Raw genomic sequence first — 18,537 nt, forward strand, 5'->3', positions numbered from 1 at the left:
TTTCTTAACCTTAGTACTTTACAATAGCTAAACACAATTGATATATTTGTTGATATTTTGCGTTTTAAATTTAATATTTGTAAACTTTAAACAAATTGAGTATTATTGTTAAATCATCTTTCTAATAAAAAGTATTAACCACATTAAATCTAATATAAATAAACAGCTTATGGGTAGATAAATATATATAATGATAAAGGAGATGCGACAACATCTCCTTTTAAAGGAATCAAAAGAGTTCGAGTTTTTTAATTAACCTTATTTTTTCAAATATGAAAAATATTTCTCTCGTAAACAAATGGGAAGGGAAGTTTATTGCCCCTATTGTTCGAGTGTCAATAGTGTCGAGTGTGCTATCTCTAGCCCTCATCTTTTCAAAAAATAATGCATTTGCCATCACTGCTATTGATCAGAATAACTTGTTATCGCCTATCAATAAACATCTATCATCAAAGACCCGCCGCCCATTACAAAATTTTAATGTGAAAGGTACTTTAAAAGATGAGCAAGGAAATCCGATCGAAGGAATCAACCTAACTGAAAAAGGTACGAAGAATAGTACCAGGACCGATGTAAAGGGTAATTTTCAATTTAAGGTGAGTAACAGCAGTGCTATTATCGTTATCACAGGGGTGGGTTACACAACAAAAGAGATAACCGCTAAAGACTTATCCAATATTACGATGGTGATTGCTAAAAACCTATTCGAAATGGATGAAGTAGTGATTACAGCTTATGGGAAAGTAAAGAAAAGCAGTTTAACAGATGCGGTAGCTACTGTAAGTGGTGAAAAATTAGCAAACCGTCCAATTCGTAATGTTGCTGATGGCTTAATCGGTCTTTCTCCAGGGTTGAACATCAGAATGCCGAGCGGCGCTCCAGAAAGCAATCCAACATTAAATATCAGGGGATTTACCGCTATCAATGGATCTGCTTCACCTCTCGTGTTAATTGACGGAGTAGAAAGACCAATTCAGGATGTTAATCCGAATGATGTTGAAAGTATTTCCATATTAAAGGACGGTGCTTCAACAGCAATTTACGGATCTCGTGCTCCCTATGGGATTATTTTAATTACCACAAAGAGTGGTAAATCTGGAAAGATGTCCATTACTTATTCCGGAAATGTGAAGATCGGTAAACGAGTAACTTTTCCAACCCAACCAAATTCTCCTGATTGGGCCAGATATATCAATATGGCGCAAAAGAACGGTTGGCCTGATGGAACAGGAACAGATGGTGTTGATGCTATTACGATTCAAAGAATGGAAGCATGGCTTCGGAAAGACTGGAATGACCCCTCTTTCGATGAATTGCGGGCACAGTTTGGAGATAAGGCACAATTGTACATTGAAAACGGTCAGTTTCCAACAACAAATGCTGGTTTTAAGAACTGGACAAGAGAACAGTCTTTTGCTACCACAAAGCTTTATGATGCTTATTTAAACAAATCGGCGGTTAGTAGTCAGCACAATGTAAATTTAAGTGGCGGAACAGACCGTGCACAGTATTTCTCCAGTTTTGGTTACAATGGAACTAAAGGATTATTTAAGGGAGATCTTAATGATAATAAACGATATAACCTGCAGTCAAAGTTGAATTATAAAGCGGCTGATTGGTTGGATTTGAGGACTGATGTAAGCTATGTTTTGCAACAAAGTAAAGGTCCAAATTACAGAGCGGGCTCTGCAACAGATGCTGGTTCGGGTAGCTCAATAGCTAATTATGGCGATATTTTTGGTAGCATGATGCAATATTTTGCAACTCCTCTAAAAGTGCCGTCTGGTAATGCTTATTCATGGATATTAGGTGCTGCTGGAATAATGGGTGAGGGTGGTTCAATAACCAATGAGCGTAATGATATTGTCATGACAGGAGGAGCGACTCTGAAGCCATTCAAATATTTTGAAATTAACGGAGACTATACTTATAGGGTCAATAATTCACAATTTACCAAAGTAGATAAAGTCGCATATACAGAGCTTCCAGATGGAACAAAAATTCAAAATAATCGCTCTGCAAATATTAGTAGCATCGCTAAGTCTAGTGGACTTCAGAAATATCAATTCGCTAAATTAAATGCACAGTACAGTAGGAATTTTGCAGACAAACACAATGTTTTAGTACAAGTGGGTATGCAGGCTGAAGAAAATAATTATCAGTCTTTGAGCGGCAGTAAAACGGATCTTTTTGCTCAGGATGTGATCGAGGCGTTGAATGCCGCTGCAAATAATCCAGTAGCGGGTGATAATATGTATGAGTGGGCAACTTTAGGATATTACGGTATTGCGAGCTACGATTATCAACAGAAGTACATGATCAAATTTGCAGGAAGAAAAGATGCTAGTTCTCGTTTCTCTCCCGAATCACGATGGGGATTTTTCCCATCAATATCTGGTGCATGGAATGTGGCTAAGGAGTCATTTTGGCCTTTAAAAGACATTATTAGTGAATTAAAACCTCGTGTATCATGGTCAACATCAGGAGATTTGACCTCTGTGGGATCAAGTAACTACTATACCTACCTACCCACACTTGGATTTTCTGTAAATAAAAATACGCTTTTAGGCGGTAATTTTTCGAATGTAGCTAGTGCTCCTGGTTTAGTGAGCTCTTCACTAACATGGGCGAAACCAACAGTCCTCAACCTTGGACTGGATGTAACCACTTTAAATAGGAGATTAAATATTACCTATGAATGGTATCAACGTAGGATTATTAATCAGATGGGACCCGCAAATCCTGTCTCAGCAGTATTAGGTACCGGTGCTCCACAATTGAATAATTCGGAATCTGAAACCAGAGGTTGGGAATTGAGTATTGGTTGGAATGACAAATTTCAATTGGCAAATAAACCATTTACATATGATGTGAAGTTTAACATGAGTGATTATATCGGATATGTCACCAAGTATTCTGCAAATGCTAGTGGTGCCCGAAGCGGAGTTTGGACAGTAGGGGAACTATTTGGTCAAAATTATATGTATCAGGCCGATGGAATAGCTCAGAATACTGCAGACTTAAGTGGTAAAACTCTTACTGGAGAATATAACTATCCTGGATATTTAACCTATAAAGATTTAGATGGTGATGGTTATATTGGATCTGGAACAGGAGGTTTTTGGTATAGTAAGGGTGATCAAATAAAAAATGGCTTTAATTATCCCCGTAAATCTTACTCGATTATTCCTTCATTCTCTTGGAACAATTTTAATTTTTCAGCTGTCCTTGAGGGGGTCATGCATTGGAAAATATTTACAAGCTCTGATTGGGTATGGGGAAGTAGTGCAGGTGGCGGTGGTACTGCATATTTCTACACTCCAGCATTTGAAGAAAGTACCAAGCTTGGTTATTGGACACCAACTAATAAGGATGCTTTCTTTCCAGCTTTAAATACCAGTAGAACCTTAGCTTCTGATCGTTATACACTCAACTTAGCCCATCTAAGGGTACGTAATATAACGATTGATTATGATCTTCCACAAACAATTTTGTCTAAAGTGAAATTGAAACGTGCAAATATTTATTTCAGTGGTGAGAATCTTGGATTTTTATATAATAAATCATTTATAAAGTATGATCCTGAGCTTCTGAGTAATCTTGGCGGACTTTTCTCAGCGAGTACAAATGGGTACCCTCCATTGCGCTATTTTTCATTGGGTGTTAATTTGACTTTGTAATCTCATTTTTTAGAAATTAAAATATAAATATGAAACCTCATAAACAATTAAATAAATACCACAAAATGATGATGTTTGTATGTGTGGTACTGACGGGTTCTTGTTCTAAAGATTTCTTAAACAGAGATCCATTGACATCAGTCAATTCGACTAATTTTTTCAAAACAGCATCTGACCTTCAGATTTACACTAATGGATTGTATTCCAAACTTGCACCTCAATATAATACGATGGGCGGGAGTGGTTCTGTTAGTGGCGGAAATAGTAATCTTGGGTTGGATTTAAATACAGATGTGATGATAATGCAGACTTCGGTGACGGCAAGCTTGAATAGATGGAGTACGGCTTCTACAGCACCAGATGTCAACAGCACATGGGACAATGGTTACGTTGGTCTCCGTAATGATAATTACTTTCTTCATTATGCAAATTTGAATGCTGAAAAGACAGATGCAGCAAAGCATTATATCGGTGAAGGATATTTCTTTAGAGCTTGGGACTATTTCAATTTATTGCAAAACTTCGGTGGAGTACCCATAGTTAATGAACTGCTTACGGAACAGGATACGGATAAATTATACAAACCGAGATCTTCCCGATACGAGGTCGCTAAACAGATAATAAGTGATATCGATTCAGCTATAGATCGATTGCACTGGAAAGGTGAAGGTCAAGCTGCAATGGCTGGTCGATTAAATAAAGAGGCCGCATTAAACTTAAAAGCTAGAGTTGCCCTGTATGAAGGAACTTGGGAGTATTATCACAATAAAAAAGGTACACCATTTGCTATGACCGGTCAAGATGGTGTAGAGTTTTTGAAATTGATTGAACCGACTGTAAATATATTATTGAACCGTCATGGTAGCCGTATCTTTACGATGGCAGGTGACAAAGAGATGGCATACAATCAATTGTTTTCTCAAAAGGATGCCAGTAACATAGATGGTGTTTTTCTTTATAAAGTCTATGATGCCTCTAAGCTAGCTTACAGTCACAATTTCTTTTTTAAAATAAAGGATTTTGGTCATTCAATAACTAATCATCTGGTTGATATTTATTTAAGAAAGGATGGCACGCCTCAGCCGCTTGGACAGAATTATACACCTTCATTAAACGATTTGGGTAATAATTTGGATCCGCGTTTTAAACAGACGGTCTGGACACCAGACCGAGGTCCGCAAAATAAATTAACAGGACGAGGCGGAGATGGCGATCCGTTTAGATATCCATTTATAGCCCATCAGGCTCCCTATACTGAAGGTTTTACATCTACGGGGTATCGTAATTTTAAAGGTGCTGTATTTGCACAAGAAGCCACAAAAGGCGAGACTGATGATATCTTGATGCGGTATGAAGAATCTTTATTGGCACTTGCTGAAGCGAAAGCGATTTTAGGAAGTATTACGCAGTCAGATCTGGACAAAACCATTAATGTAATGAGAGCAAGGGTGGGAATGTTACCGATGCAAATGAATGCTGGGGTAGGTACCAATTACAATGAAGAATATGGTTTCGACAAATCCGAATCTGCTCTAGTTAATGAAGTTCGGAGGGAAAGAATGGTAGAATTGGCTTTAGAAGGTTATAGACTCAATGATCTGAAAAGATGGGCCGTGTATGAAAAAGTTATCAATGGATATCAGCCCAAAGGAGCTTTGTTACAAGAATATTTGGATTATTATAACAGAACACCAGAACAGTTTTCCTTAGATCAAGGTAATAACCCTGCACTGTATAGTCAGATTAGGAAAGATGGCTATGTAGTAGAAAAATATGAAAATAGCTTCAAACTTACAGTAGGATCTAATGTGTCGCGTTTCCCTGATGGAAGAATCAATCCTTGGTTTAAGGTAGCTGATTTTTTAAGTGGCGGACGCGGATTGTATATTGATAAAAATAGAGATTATTTAAATGGTATTCCACTAAAACAAATAATGCTCTATCAAGTAAATGGTGGAACACTTGGACAAAATCCTGGATGGAACTAATCGGATAAATTAATTTGAAAATTTTAAATAATAAAATGATGAAATATATCAAAGTAAGTGTTTTCTCTTTTTTTCTACTTCTCTTTTCGTTGGTTTCCTGTTTGAAACCTAGAGTTGAACTTGATGAAGGAAGTTACGGAGATAAAGCTTTTATAACAACAGCCGTTCTGTTTAATTATATAGAAGTAACGAATGAACTGGGATATGGTGAGCCTGTAACAGGATATAAATACAATGCTATTCCTACTTCCTCCAATATTGTTAATCCAGAAAATGCAACAATAACCATTATTGCAGTAAAAGGAACTGATTTAAGTAAAATGGCTATTCGATTTACCCATTATGGTACAAAGATCGAACCATTGGAGGGGGCACCTGTTGCAGGTGTAGTTAGCGATTTTTCTAAAGGTTATTTCAAGTATCAAGTGTATTCTGCAGATGGAACTACACGCGAATGGAAAGTCTTGATTTCCGTTGCACAATAAATATTTTACATATAAAAGTACTTTATAGATCAGCTCCGGTATCAACCGGAGCTTTTTTAGTTCTTGACAATTATATCTAAAATTGAACATCCTCCATTAAATTAATGATTGTATACGAAAATCAAAATCATAAATTTTTTTAAAATAATTTTTACTTAATTCAAAATAAATAATATATTTGTCACGATAAATAATAATAATAACCCTTTAAACGGAGAACACAAAAATGTCTATAGTTACTATAACATCCATTAACATTACTGCAAAAGATGCGGTCATGGTTCTTCGTGCCCAGATATAAAGGATTCTATCAAATCATTATATTAAAAGCCCGAAGATAATTCGGGCTTTTTTGTTTATTCTATATTTTACATGCAAATTTTCCCGAATTGACAATTATTGGAACTTGTTTCCAAATATTCACTGTGTTTTTTTAACACATTTTTCAATTTTATAATACAATCATGGGAAGTAAAATCTCAGGGAAAGACCTCATAAAATTAGGTTTTCCTCAAAATAATACAATAAATATTGGTTTAAATCAAATACAACGTTATAGAAAGCGTGAGAAGAAAGAAGCTGTCTTACAAGAATTAAGTGCGGTATTGTCTAACCCTAGCATCTTTCATCATCATGGGATTTGGGGCAAGTTAGCAGAGGGTTTGATCAAGCCTGTTGAAGTGAAAATGCAGGAGTTATTGAAACAGCGCGCTCCATTTTCCATTTTTGGAGAAGATGTGATTGATGAAAAGGCTAAATTTCAACTCTATGATGCTTTAAAACTTCCTGTTGCAGTGGCGGGCGCATTAATGCCCGATGCACATTCGGGATATGGTCTACCTATTGGGGGCGTTTTAGCTACACATCAGGCTGTTATTCCTTATGGTGTTGGTGTAGATATTGGATGTCGTATGAGTATGTCTATTTTTAATTTGCCAGGCTCGTTCATAAGAGGGAAAGATGCTATGCTTTTAAATATCTTATCAGAACACACCAAATTTGGAATGTATGAAACGCATAAAAACAAAAGTGACCATGAGTTATTCTATCGATCCGAATTTCAGGACATCCCGCTTTTAAAAAGCTTGAAAGACAAAGCTTATAAGCAACTGGGAACCTCAGGTGGTGGAAATCATTTCGTTGAATTTGGAATTATTGAACTTACACACCCCAAACCTGAATGGAAACTTGTTGCTGGTGAATACTTAGCCGTATTGTCACACAGTGGTTCTCGTGGATTGGGAGCAAATATTGCAAAACATTATACATATCTGGCTAAAAAGCAATGTCCTTTACCACGTCAAGTACAGCACCTTGCTTGGTTAGACCTAAATACACATGATGGGCAGGAATATTGGTTAGCAATGAATTTGGCAGGAGACTATGCAAAAGCATGTCATGAAAATATCCATCAGCGGATTGCTAAGGCCTTGGGTAAGCGTATTGAAGTGACAATCGAAAATCATCACAATTTTGCATGGAAGGAAATGGTCGGTGGTCAGGAATGTATTGTACATCGTAAAGGTGCGACGCCGGCAGGTAAAGGTGTTTTGGGAATTATCCCCGGATCGATGACCGCACCAGGCTACTTAGTAGAAGGCTTGGGACATGTGGGAAGTTTAAATTCCGCTTCACATGGTGCGGGACGATTATATTCGAGAGCTGATGCAAAATCCCTTTTTACCAAAACAGCAATGAGTAAAAAATTAGCCGATGCTGGTGTTCAAGTTATCGGAGGCAGTATGGACGAATCACCGATGGCCTATAAGGATATTGAAAAAGTGATGAGTTATCAAAAAGAATTAGTAACAGTTTTGGGAATTTTCAAACCAAAATTTGTTCGTATGGAAAGTTAATAAAATGGAAGTATATATTCAATTAAGTTCAGGAAAAGGACCCAAGGAGTGTGACTTTTTCCTTACAAAGGTGTTAAGTATTTTTAAAAGAGAAGCATTAGAAAAGCAGATATTGGTGACTATTGTGAGTCAAGAGCAGAGTGAGGGGGAGTTAATAAGATCTGCAATTTGTAAATTAACAGGACACGATATCGATATATTTCTTCAATCGTGGACAGGTTCTTTGCAATGGACTTGTACAAGTCCATTTCGTACTTTTCATAAAAGAAAAAATTGGTTCATTGCTTTGTTTATTGTTAATGAGAAGAATGAGGTAGCAATTTCGGAAGATGATATTCTTTATCAAATGATACGAAGTTCGGGACCTGGTGGACAACATGTAAATAAAGTTAGTTCTGCTGTTCGCGCACTTCATATGCCGACAGGGTTAATGGTCGTAGCAATGGATACAAGATCCCAATTACAAAATAAAAAATTAGCAACAGAACGTCTTGCGTTAAAGATCATGAATATGCAGGATCTGACTGTTAAGCAAGAAAAAGACCTCCAATGGCATAATCATGCTGAAATAGAGCGTGGTAACCCCATCCGGGTTTTTAAAGGTATCAAATTCAAAGGTTCATTATAAATTTGATAGATGGAAATGAATCACTGTTCAAAAGCCCTATGTTTAAATACCTAGGGCTTTTGTACTATAATTAGAATTTGCATTTTATATGTGGAGGTACTAATTTATCTAAATAAGCAGTCTTAGTCCGGAATTATTTCATTTTTATGTAAAACCGTAGCATCGATAGATCACTACATTTTAGTTGATTAATGAATATTTTTAATAAAAACCAGATTAAAAATGTGATTTGTTTTTTGTTAAATATTATATTAACGCTATCTTAACACACCAATTATAACTTTGCAACTGAAGGAATGTAAAGTTCTAGTATGCAATTTAAATTGATCAAGAGTAAGAAATCATGAAGACGTGGTCTGATAGCGAATTGTTTGAGGAATTAAAGAAGGACAATAAAATGGCCTTTTCAATTTTATTCGATCGATATTCGGATATTCTTTTTCGTTTTATCCAAAAGCGGATTGAATCTATTCCAGATGTCGAAGATATAATACAGGAAGTTTTTATTTCTATGTGGAATAGACGAAGCAAAATTGAAGTGGGTGATTCCATTTATCCTTACTTATTTAAAGCGGCCAAATATGAGATGATTGATTGGCTTATTAAAAGTGAAAAAAGAAATCGTCATCTTGATTATCTTGAGATTAATAAAGATCAATATCTTATCGGCAATACCAGTGAAGATGAACTGATCGCTAAAGAACTTGCAAGGCTTTTAGAAAATGAAATGTCTCGTATGCCTGATACTATGCGTTCTGTTTTTAGACTCAGCAGGAGTGAAGATATGTCAATAAAAGACATTGCCAATCAACTTTCTTTATCTGAGCAGACTGTCAAGAATAATGTTTCTATGGCGCTGAATAGACTCAAATTTAAACTCAAATAATTATTTTACTTTTTTTCGGTACTTATTCACCCGAAGTCGGGTTATAAGGATGTATGAAGGAAAATAAACCCATAGATTCTCAAAAACAATTACTTCAGAAATATCTGGATGGTCAATGTACACCTGAAGAACATAGACTGCTTTTGAATTGGTTTTATTCAATTGAAGATGACCAGTCTCAAGAGACTTCGGATACCGAACGGATTCAATCATTAGGTAGATCAAAATCTATCGTAATGGATCAGCTAGATGTTACTTCTGATTCAAATCCAGTGAGAAAGATGTTTGACTGGAAAAGATTTTCCGTAGCGGCCGCTGTTATAGTGCTCGTGAGTATTGCTACATTATACTTCGTGAAAAATAATATTCAATTAAAGGAAGTCCATTTGGCAGCACAAATACCAGATTCTACTGGAACTTATAAAAATGATATCCTGCCTGGGTCTTCTTATGCTTATCTATCTTATAAGGGTAAAAAAAGTGAAATAAAAGACCATCAACTAAATAAGAGTAATGTCCCGCATTCCAGCAACTATTTTATAGAAGTACCCAATGCTGGCACATATAAATTGGAATTAGAGGATGGTACATTGGTTTGGTTAAATTCTTCTTCTACACTAGATTATCCGGATGCTTTTGGTGTAAAAGAGCGTCGGGTAAAGCTCACAGGTGAAGCTTATTTTGAAGTGAAAAAGGATAAGAATAGGCCCTTCCGCATTGAAGTCGAAGGTAGTACTGTTGAAGTTCTAGGTACAAGTTTTAACATTAATGCTTATGCAGATCAAGTGAATACAACTCTTGTTGAAGGTAAAGTAAAGATTCTAAAAGGAAATCACGAACATGAGTTGCTTCCGGGAGAAGAGGCTTTGATAAAAGGTGATGAAATTAAAATCCAACAAACAGATGTTTCAAAACATATAGCTTGGCAACGAGGAGAGTTTTATTTTGACGGCAACAATCTTCAAGATATTTTATCACAGATTGCGCGATGGTATGATGTTGAAATTATTAATGCTGAAGCTTTGACCTTAAATTCATCTTATAAAGGCTCTTTAAGTCGTGAATTGAAACTTTCCGAAATTCTAAATTCATTGGCATATGTGACTAAGAAAAAATTTGAAATTGATGGACGAAAAGTAATTATAAAATAACAGAATTATAAACCTTAAAATTTGAATGATATGATCGAAACCTAACAAATACTAGTTTACGGCCAGATCCATAAAAAAAGGGAGTGTTGACGCACTCCCAAATGGAAAAAGGCAATTTATTGAAATGTGAATTCTATAGATTAATCAACCTTTAACTATTCAAAGTTATGAATTTTTTTTCTCCTATAATAATCCGGGATGATCGGAGGAGTCGACCCTATGCCTATGTTTTTAAAATCCTGCTAATTATGAAGTTAATTTGTATGCTGGTTGTGTTGTTTACACTCGGGGCCCAAGCATCGGGATATGCTCAGAATGTAAATATTTCGATGAAGAATGCGAAAATAGAGCATGTGCTGAAAGAGATATCTAAGCAGACTAAATTGCGTTTTTTTTACGATGAAAAATTACTCGAGCAGACCGATCTTTTAGATGTGTCTGTTTCTAAATCAGATGTTCGCACCGTCTTAAATCGGGCACTAAAAGGTCAAAATCTTGCATTTGAGATAATGGGGGGGACAATCGTTATTACTGAAAGAAATAAAACAGATATTGAAATATCTGGTACAGTGCGTGATTCTATTGGGGTTATGCGGGGTGTAACTGTATCCGTTTTGGGAGTATCTGGCCTTTCGACAAAGACAGATGCAGATGGACGGTTTTCTCTTCGTGTACCAGAAAATGGCATTTTACTTTTCCGTTTTTTAGGCTACAAAGATCAAGAGGTTCAGGTTGCAAATCAAAAGGTGATCAATATCCGAATGGAAAGCGCAGAGTCGCACTTGGATGAAGTTATTGTCGTGGGTTATGGAACTCAAAAAAGAGTCAATTTATCTGGTGCTGTTGACCAGATCAGTGAAAAGTTTTTGGATAGCAGACCGATTACTAATGTTGGTACTGGGCTACAGGGAGCTATGGCTAATCTAAACATAACGCCTACGAGTGGTAGAGCAAATAGTTCACCTGGGATTAATGTAAGGGGGTATACATCATTATCTGGCGGTGGACCATTAATTGTGATTGATGGCGTTCCGGCCACAAATGATGAATTAAACAGAATGAATCCCATTGATATTTCTAGTGTTACGGTTTTAAAAGATGCCGCATCTGCAGCAATCTATGGTAGCCGGGCTGCTTTTGGTGTGGTCTTAGTAACGACAAAAACAGGAACAAGTAAAGAGATAAAGGTAGCCGCCAATTCAATTTTTGCAGCTAAAGCAATAACTAGAACGGTCGACATTGAAGATAATCCATATGAAGTCATGAAGTATAGGAATATCATGGGTGCTCCTTGGTATAATCTTTATGATGAAAGGATGCTCGAATATGGTAAAGCTTTAAATGATGATCCTTCATTACCACGTGTGATTGTGGATCCAAAAAATCCTAATGCTTATATCTATTTAGGTTCAACAGACTGGTTCAAAGAAGTATATAAAGATATTCAGCCTTCTTACACGAACAACATCAATATATCTCAAAAAAATGAAAAGTCTTCATTTTATCTTTCTGGAGAGTATTATAGACAAAATGGTATGCTCAGAATCAGTCCAGATACCTATGATCGCTACAATTTTAGAGCTAAGGGAGATTATAAATTAACTGATTGGTTTACATTATCTAATAATACAACCTATACTGCAGATAAATATGACCAACCATCTGCTATTGATCAAGGTTATCTTTATTGGCATAATGTTAACCGCCAGCCCTCATTAAATACGGTACGCAATCCTGACGGAACCTATACAGAAGCCGGTGTAAGTATGATCGGTGCTGTTGCCGATGGAGGAAGAAGTGTTCGCAGAGTCAATGATTTTCAAAGCAGTTTTGGAGCTAAGATCGATCTACTAAAAAATGTTTGGACTTTAAATGGTGATGCAACATTTAGAAGGGTATCCGGTAAAAGTCATTATTTTGTGGTGCCACTGGAATTTAGTACAGGTCCAGGTGTTATCAAACGCCAAGCTTTCAATAGCTCAGCTTCAAATGGAAGTGATGAAACCCGCTATAATGTATATAATCTGTATTCCCAGTACCAACAGACATTAAAGGATCACTATTTTTCATTAATGGTTGGTTTTAATCAGGAAGAACGTATTTATGAGTCGTTTTCAGCCTCACGTGATCAATTGATTGCCAATTCTTTGCCTACTATTGGACTAGCCACAGGAGAAACACCTTCAGTTGGTGCATCTGACTATGCATGGTCGGTCAGAGGTGCATTTGCTAGAATTAACTACAGTTATAAAGAGCGATATATTTTTGAATCAAATCTGAGATATGACGGTTCTTCAAGATTTCCTAAAAAAGATCGATTTGCATTTAACCCATCAGTTTCTGGGGCTTGGGTGATTTCAAAGGAGAACTTTTTTGCTCCGCTAAGTGCGTCTGTTTCAAATTTGAAGTTACGCGGATCCTATGGGTCATTGGCTAATCAAGATCTGCGTGATAACTATTATCCATATATCGCAAATATGGGAAAAGGTACAAGTATTGTGTTAGATGGTAAACGCCCTGCTTATGTAACAAGTCCTGGTTTGGTCTCGCCTACGTTAACTTGGGAAACAGTTACACAATCAAATTTCGGAGTAGATATCGGCCTTTTTGGTAATCAATTTTTTGGATCATTTGATTTGTATCAACGTATGACAAAAGATATGCTGACTGCGGGTCGTACGTTACCTATTGTTCTCGGTACCGGAGTACCATTAGAAAATGCAGCAGATTTAAAGACAAAAGGTTGGGAGTTCACCCTTGGTTTTAATAAAGAGTTTATGGTCGGTTCTAAACCTCTTTCCTTTGCAACTCGCTTTAATCTTGCTGACAGCCGTGCTTACATAGAAAAATTTAGCAATCCTAAAAATAACTTAAATGATTACTATGTAGGACAGGAGATCGGTGAAATGTGGGGATTGACCACATTAGGTTTTTTTCAGTCAGCAGCAGAAATAGAGGCACATGCTGATCAGAATGATGTTACTTCTTATCCGGGTACAAGAGGCCTCGAGCCAGGTGATCTTAAATTTGCGGACATAAACGGAGATGGAAAGATCAATAACGGTGATTGGACATTAGCAAACCCTGGTGATTATAAAGTGATCGGTAACTCAAGACAGCGATACACTTATGGCCTTGATTTAACATCGGCATGGAATGGAATCGACCTCCGTATATTTTTGCAAGGTGTCGGTAAGAGAAATTATTATCCTCCTGGAGGCGACCATTATTTTTGGGGTATCTATGCTCAACCTTGGGCGAGTTTGACAAAATTTAATTTAGATCACTGGACGCCAGATAATCCAAATGGATACTTGCCTAGACCTAAATCTTATGTAGCTGAGCAAAGTGGAATCGAATTGGCAGCTACACAAACTAAATATTTACAAAATGCGGGCTATTTAAGGGTTAAAAATATTACGGTCGGTTATACTTTTCCAAAATCGTTGACAGATCGATGGGGAGTGGATCGCGTTCGTTTATTTGCCAGCGGCGAAAATCTTTTTGAATTTACGAAATTGATGGATTATTTAGATCCAGAGATTGTAGGGGATAGAACTGCTTATCCATTTCAAAGAACATATTCTTTGGGCTTGAATTTTAATTTTTAAATAATGAAATGTATCATGAAAAATATAAATAGATGGATAATCGTCGGGGGTACATTAATGAGTATGTTTGCCCTAGTAACAAGTTGTAATGATGATTTTATGGATCGATATCCTACTACATCAGTTACTGAAGAAGTTTTTTTCAATAATATTACAGATTTAAAAACATATACAAATAGTTTTTACAATACTTTAAGTTCACCGATCGCAGATATCGGAACGGATAACTTGGCCCATCATAATTCAGGAAGCGCTATAGATGAAATGATGAGGGGAGGTATAACACCTCAAAATGCGAGTGTATGGGGCTGGTCGACCTTGCGAAATATTAATTTTTTTTTAGAAAATTATAGTAGAGTTAAAAATGCAAGTGCAGAAGAAGTTAACCATTATGTTGGTATAGCCAAATTTTTCCGTGCTCGCTTTTATATTGATAAAGTCAATATGTATAATGATGTACCTTGGTATGGGAATACTTTAGGTACAGCAGATACTGAACCTTTACATAAAAAGCAAGACAGCAGGGATTTGGTGGTTGATTCTATTATGGCTGACCTAGAATTTGCAGCAGCCCATATAAAACCTGACGGACACAAATCGACTGTAACTAAATGGGCTGCTTTAGCACAGCTGTCACAGTTTGCACTGCAAGAAGGTACATACCGTAAATATCATACCTACTTAGGTTTGGCTGCTAGTTCTAAAACGTTTCTAGAAAGAGCAGTATCTGCTTCGGAGAAAATCATAAATGAGGGTGGCTTCCAGATCAGTAAAGCCGGTGGTGTAGATAGAGCTTACAGAGACTTGTTTATCAGTCAAAATCTTCAGTCAAATCCGGAAACTATTATGTTTATCGATTATGATAAAGATCTAAGTATGAGACGGAATACGCATACGGTATTGGATTATGAATGGGCTTTAAGTCAGACACTGATGGAGAGTTATTTGATGAAGGACGGCAGTAGATTTACCAATCAGCCTAATTATAAAACAAAAAATGTGGATGAGATATTTGTTAATAGAGATCCACGTTTTGCACAAACATTTATGAAACCAGGTTTTCAATCTGTTGACGCAAAAACTCCACACCGGTTGAAACCAACTTTAGGTGGGTATAATCAGATTAAGTTTTATCCAGAGGTATCAGAAATGATAGCTTGGGAAGCTTCTTACACGGATGCATTTGTATTTAGATATGCTGAGGTTTTATTAATCTATGCAGAAGCTAAAGCGGAACTTGGAATTTTGAATAGTCAAGCAGACCTGGACAAATCGATCAATGAGATTAGAGCTCGTGTTGCTATGCCAGCGATGATTTTAAGTGAAGCGATGGGTGCTGTAGATCCCATATTGCAACAATACTATCCTAATGTAAAAGGAAATGTTGGACTAATTTTAGAAGTTAGAAGAGAAAGACGGGTTGAATTAGCATGTGAAGGCCAGCGCTATCGTGATATTTTTAGATGGGAAGTTGGTGAACGTCTTGCAGATCAACAGCAAGGTATGTATGTAAAGGCGTTAGGTGCAATGGATGTCACCGGTGACGGGAATGCCGATATAGCTATATTAGAATCGGCAAAAGATACAGGTCCTATTGCTGGGTTTACTCCAGAACAACTGAAGAACATTACACTTTACTACCTCAAAGATGCAAATGGTAATAATAATAGCATTTACCTAGAGAATGGAAGTAATGGACATATTATGTTTACTGTTGCTAGGGATAATAAGAAAAACTTTATTAAAAATAAGCACTACTATTATCCTATCGCCAATAGTCAAATGGTGTTGAGTGGAAGTAACTTAGTGCAAACATTAGGTTGGGAACAATAGTAGGAAATAATCGATCTTACATAACCTTAAGAGAAGAATAAGAAGGTAATTAAGAGAAGGCTTATCTGTGATGGGATAAGCCTTCTCTATTTTTGTATTTTTATTAAATTTGGAAATTTAGTAGATCGACCTTAATTAAATAATAGTGCCATAAAAGTCTTTTCGCATAATCGGAAATGAAGGTTTATATTATAGTATGATGGTTTTACAGGAGACCATTCATATTATCGAAAATGAATAACTATGCAACTTGTTGTTTCCAGTAAGATACAAACAAGTCATAGAGTTCATTTATGCTCATATCAATTTCGGAAGCAGAATACATGATCTGTAATTCTTGCGATTGTTTATCAAAAGCCATATTCCAAAACATCTTGGAAAGTTTTGTTTGGTAATATGCTACATTCGTTAAGTATACAACCACCAAAGTATCGCCACCAACTTTTTGAACCTCTAAACCAGTAACATCTTTCCAGTTAATTGCTCCAATACCTCTTGATAGAGGTGAGGTTTTTCCGCTTACAGTATTTTCATTCAATTCAAAAATTGCAGACTTATCATTCATATTTATGATACTCTTTATCACGAAAATCAGCATAATCAAAAATACAGCCCCACTAGCCACTGCTACCTTTGCTTTAAAAATATCGTCAAAAGTGCCTAATCCATAAATAAATACAATGCCCAGGACTAGACAGATCGCTCCAGAACTGATTAATAACTTTCTGCTTTTAGCTGTATCTCTAAAGATTTTAATTTCTTTGTTCATATATCATGTATGTATTAATGAACAGCGAAAGTAAAGAATTTTATCATATACCCAAGAAAATTGCGAAGTTATATGCGTTATTTATATACCTGTCTTTTATGGAAAGTACCTATTATATTTTTATTCTGTGAGGCATGTCGGCTTATGCATTACAGGAAAATTGCACGAATTGGCTATAAAACAAAGTTGATTAGCTTTTTTGTGCAAATCTAACGCTAATGCAATTTGCTCCGGATTTAAAATAACCACTGCAGGTTTTAGTATTACCTCCACAAAACGGCCACTAGCATCTGAATTAACTTCTAATATAGCTTCTGCATGGTCTGTGTAAGAGATGACCTCAATGTTGTTTTGATCACAAAGATAAAGATAAGACATCATGTGGCATGAAACTAAGCTACTCAGCAAGAGATCTTCTGGATTGTATAGACTTGGATCCCCTTTGAAAGCTTTAGCGGCAGAGATTGCCAGATCACTTTTCCCTTCAATAGAAATGTGATGGCTTTTACTATAAACTTTAGATTTAGTAGAAGCTACCTTCTCTGTTGAAAACCAACTTAGTGCTACTTTAAAGATGTGCTTGAACGCCATTTTTTATTTCAAATTTAACTCCATTATACTAGATATCCAATATTAACACTAATTTGACTACAATTTATGTGCTTTCATTTCACTATTCTGAATTTTGTTTAAACCAATGATTTTGTTTTTGGAATCAATCTGAAAGATAGGGGAAGAATCTAGGTCTTGCGCGAAGAATTTATGTTTTGCAAAGGGTACAAGTTCTTTTTTATCATGACCAACCTGTCCATAAAGTTTATTATGCTCTAGGGTTACTTTAAATACAGGTCCTGGATTAAATTTGATCATATCAGTGCTTAAACCTGAAAACTACATCAGAATTAGGTTTTATAAAGTTCTTGCTAAGAAAATAGGATGAGAGACATAATACGAAAGATCTAACTCATCTTTATTGAAAGTTTATATTTCCAAAAAAATCTTTAGCATGAAACTGTGGATGCGGTAAATGAATAGGAGACCAAGATAAATAATGAGGCTGTTCCAATTTATCACCGCATTTATAAAAGTTCCCTTTAAACTTTTGATTAGCAAATGAATCCATTGGATTTAAATAGAAAGCAGTTAATGGTATGATGACAGCTAGTTGCCAAGAGGTTGTTTGATTTTGAATATTGATAGGATCGCTACCTAAAGATGACCATCGCTTGATACTGTTTAATATAGGTTCTGTGGCCAATGCACGTTTTCCAGGCTTACCTGCCTGCAATAATAACTTTCCGATACAGTTGAATTCAAAATTATAATAGGTTAAATCAGAGGCCTGAGGTTGGACAAAAAATTCAACACATGCATCTTGAAATACTTTCCCGTTATCATGATTAGTAACAGCCCGTACATGTTTCTCCTCCACTAGGTAATGAATTAATAAGGCCTTATCGGTATATGCAATAGCAAAACTAACCCGCGGTTTATAGGGATATGTAGCCCAATTCACCTGATCAATAGCTTGATAGGTAATAGCCGCTTTATTAAAAAAAAGAGGGATATCTTTAGGATCAGCTATATCCGTTTTCAATCTCACTACTGTTAAAGACTTTGACCTGTTATGCACTTGGGCAGTTAAGTTAC

The 18,537-nt window shown here is 36.2% G+C and carries 13 protein-coding genes; 9 read left to right on the forward strand and 4 right to left on the reverse strand.

Annotated features, from left to right (window positions below):
* The first annotated feature begins 272 nt into the window (after positions 1–272).
* The 9 genes from FHR29_RS05385 (at position 273) to FHR29_RS05425 (ending at position 16,118) form a co-directional block, all read left to right on the forward strand.
* Positions 273–3,680 (forward strand): SusC/RagA family TonB-linked outer membrane protein, encoded by a 3,408-nt coding sequence (locus FHR29_RS05385; RefSeq protein WP_183912938.1) that lies wholly within the window; start codon positions 273–275, stop codon positions 3,678–3,680.
* 29 nt (positions 3,681–3,709) lie between these two features.
* A complete protein-coding gene (locus FHR29_RS05390) occupies positions 3,710–5,668 on the forward strand; it encodes a RagB/SusD family nutrient uptake outer membrane protein (protein ID WP_183912940.1) in 1,959 nt (652 codons plus the stop codon).
* A 35-nt stretch (positions 5,669–5,703) separates the two neighbouring features.
* The gene (locus FHR29_RS05395) at positions 5,704–6,153 is read left to right on the forward strand and encodes a DUF5018-related domain-containing protein (protein ID WP_183912942.1); all 450 of its coding nucleotides are present in this window, start codon (positions 5,704–5,706) and stop codon (positions 6,151–6,153) included.
* Between the two features lie 464 nt (positions 6,154–6,617).
* A complete protein-coding gene (locus FHR29_RS05400; RefSeq protein ID WP_132839724.1) occupies positions 6,618–8,009 on the forward strand; it encodes an RtcB family protein in 1,392 nt (463 codons plus the stop codon).
* A 4-nt stretch (positions 8,010–8,013) separates the two neighbouring features.
* Positions 8,014–8,637: a peptide chain release factor H gene (gene prfH, locus FHR29_RS05405; protein ID WP_132768344.1), complete on the forward strand. Its 624-nt coding sequence runs from the start codon at positions 8,014–8,016 to the stop codon at positions 8,635–8,637.
* A 343-nt stretch (positions 8,638–8,980) separates the two neighbouring features.
* Positions 8,981–9,523, forward strand: coding sequence for an RNA polymerase sigma factor (locus FHR29_RS05410; protein WP_132839726.1), 543 nt, complete (start codon positions 8,981–8,983; stop codon positions 9,521–9,523).
* A 53-nt stretch (positions 9,524–9,576) separates the two neighbouring features.
* Positions 9,577–10,674: a FecR family protein gene (locus FHR29_RS05415; protein WP_132839727.1), complete on the forward strand. Its 1,098-nt coding sequence runs from the start codon at positions 9,577–9,579 to the stop codon at positions 10,672–10,674.
* Between the two features lie 248 nt (positions 10,675–10,922).
* Positions 10,923–14,285 carry a TonB-dependent receptor gene (locus FHR29_RS05420; RefSeq protein ID WP_260291904.1) on the forward strand — a complete coding sequence of 1,121 codons (3,363 nt, stop codon included), beginning with the start codon at positions 10,923–10,925 and terminating at the stop codon, positions 14,283–14,285.
* Between the two features lie 15 nt (positions 14,286–14,300).
* Positions 14,301–16,118: a RagB/SusD family nutrient uptake outer membrane protein gene (locus tag FHR29_RS05425; protein WP_183912946.1), complete on the forward strand. Its 1,818-nt coding sequence runs from the start codon at positions 14,301–14,303 to the stop codon at positions 16,116–16,118.
* 241 nt (positions 16,119–16,359) lie between these two features.
* Here FHR29_RS05425 and FHR29_RS05430 read toward each other — a convergent pair whose 3' ends face one another.
* The 4 genes from FHR29_RS05430 to FHR29_RS05445 form a co-directional block, all read right to left on the reverse strand.
* Entirely contained in the window at positions 16,360–16,887 is a 528-nt protein-coding gene (locus FHR29_RS05430) for an STM3941 family protein (protein WP_132768334.1), read from the reverse strand.
* Positions 16,888–17,007: 120 nt separating this feature from the next.
* The gene (locus tag FHR29_RS05435; RefSeq protein WP_183912948.1) at positions 17,008–17,478 is read right to left on the reverse strand and encodes an OsmC family protein; all 471 of its coding nucleotides are present in this window, start codon (positions 17,476–17,478) and stop codon (positions 17,008–17,010) included.
* 57 nt (positions 17,479–17,535) lie between these two features.
* On the reverse strand, positions 17,536–17,757 hold the full coding sequence (locus FHR29_RS05440; protein WP_132768330.1) for a hypothetical protein: 222 nt from the start codon (positions 17,755–17,757) through the stop codon (positions 17,536–17,538).
* Positions 17,758–17,857: 100 nt separating this feature from the next.
* Positions 17,858–18,484, reverse strand: a complete 627-nt coding sequence (locus tag FHR29_RS05445; RefSeq protein ID WP_221197802.1) for a carbohydrate-binding family 9-like protein — start codon at positions 18,482–18,484, stop codon at positions 17,858–17,860.
* Positions 18,485–18,537 lie beyond the last annotated feature (53 nt).

The organism is Sphingobacterium sp. JUb56 (assembly GCF_014191365.1).
In the GTDB taxonomy this organism is placed as follows: Bacteria; Bacteroidota; Bacteroidia; order Sphingobacteriales; family Sphingobacteriaceae; genus Sphingobacterium; species Sphingobacterium anhuiense.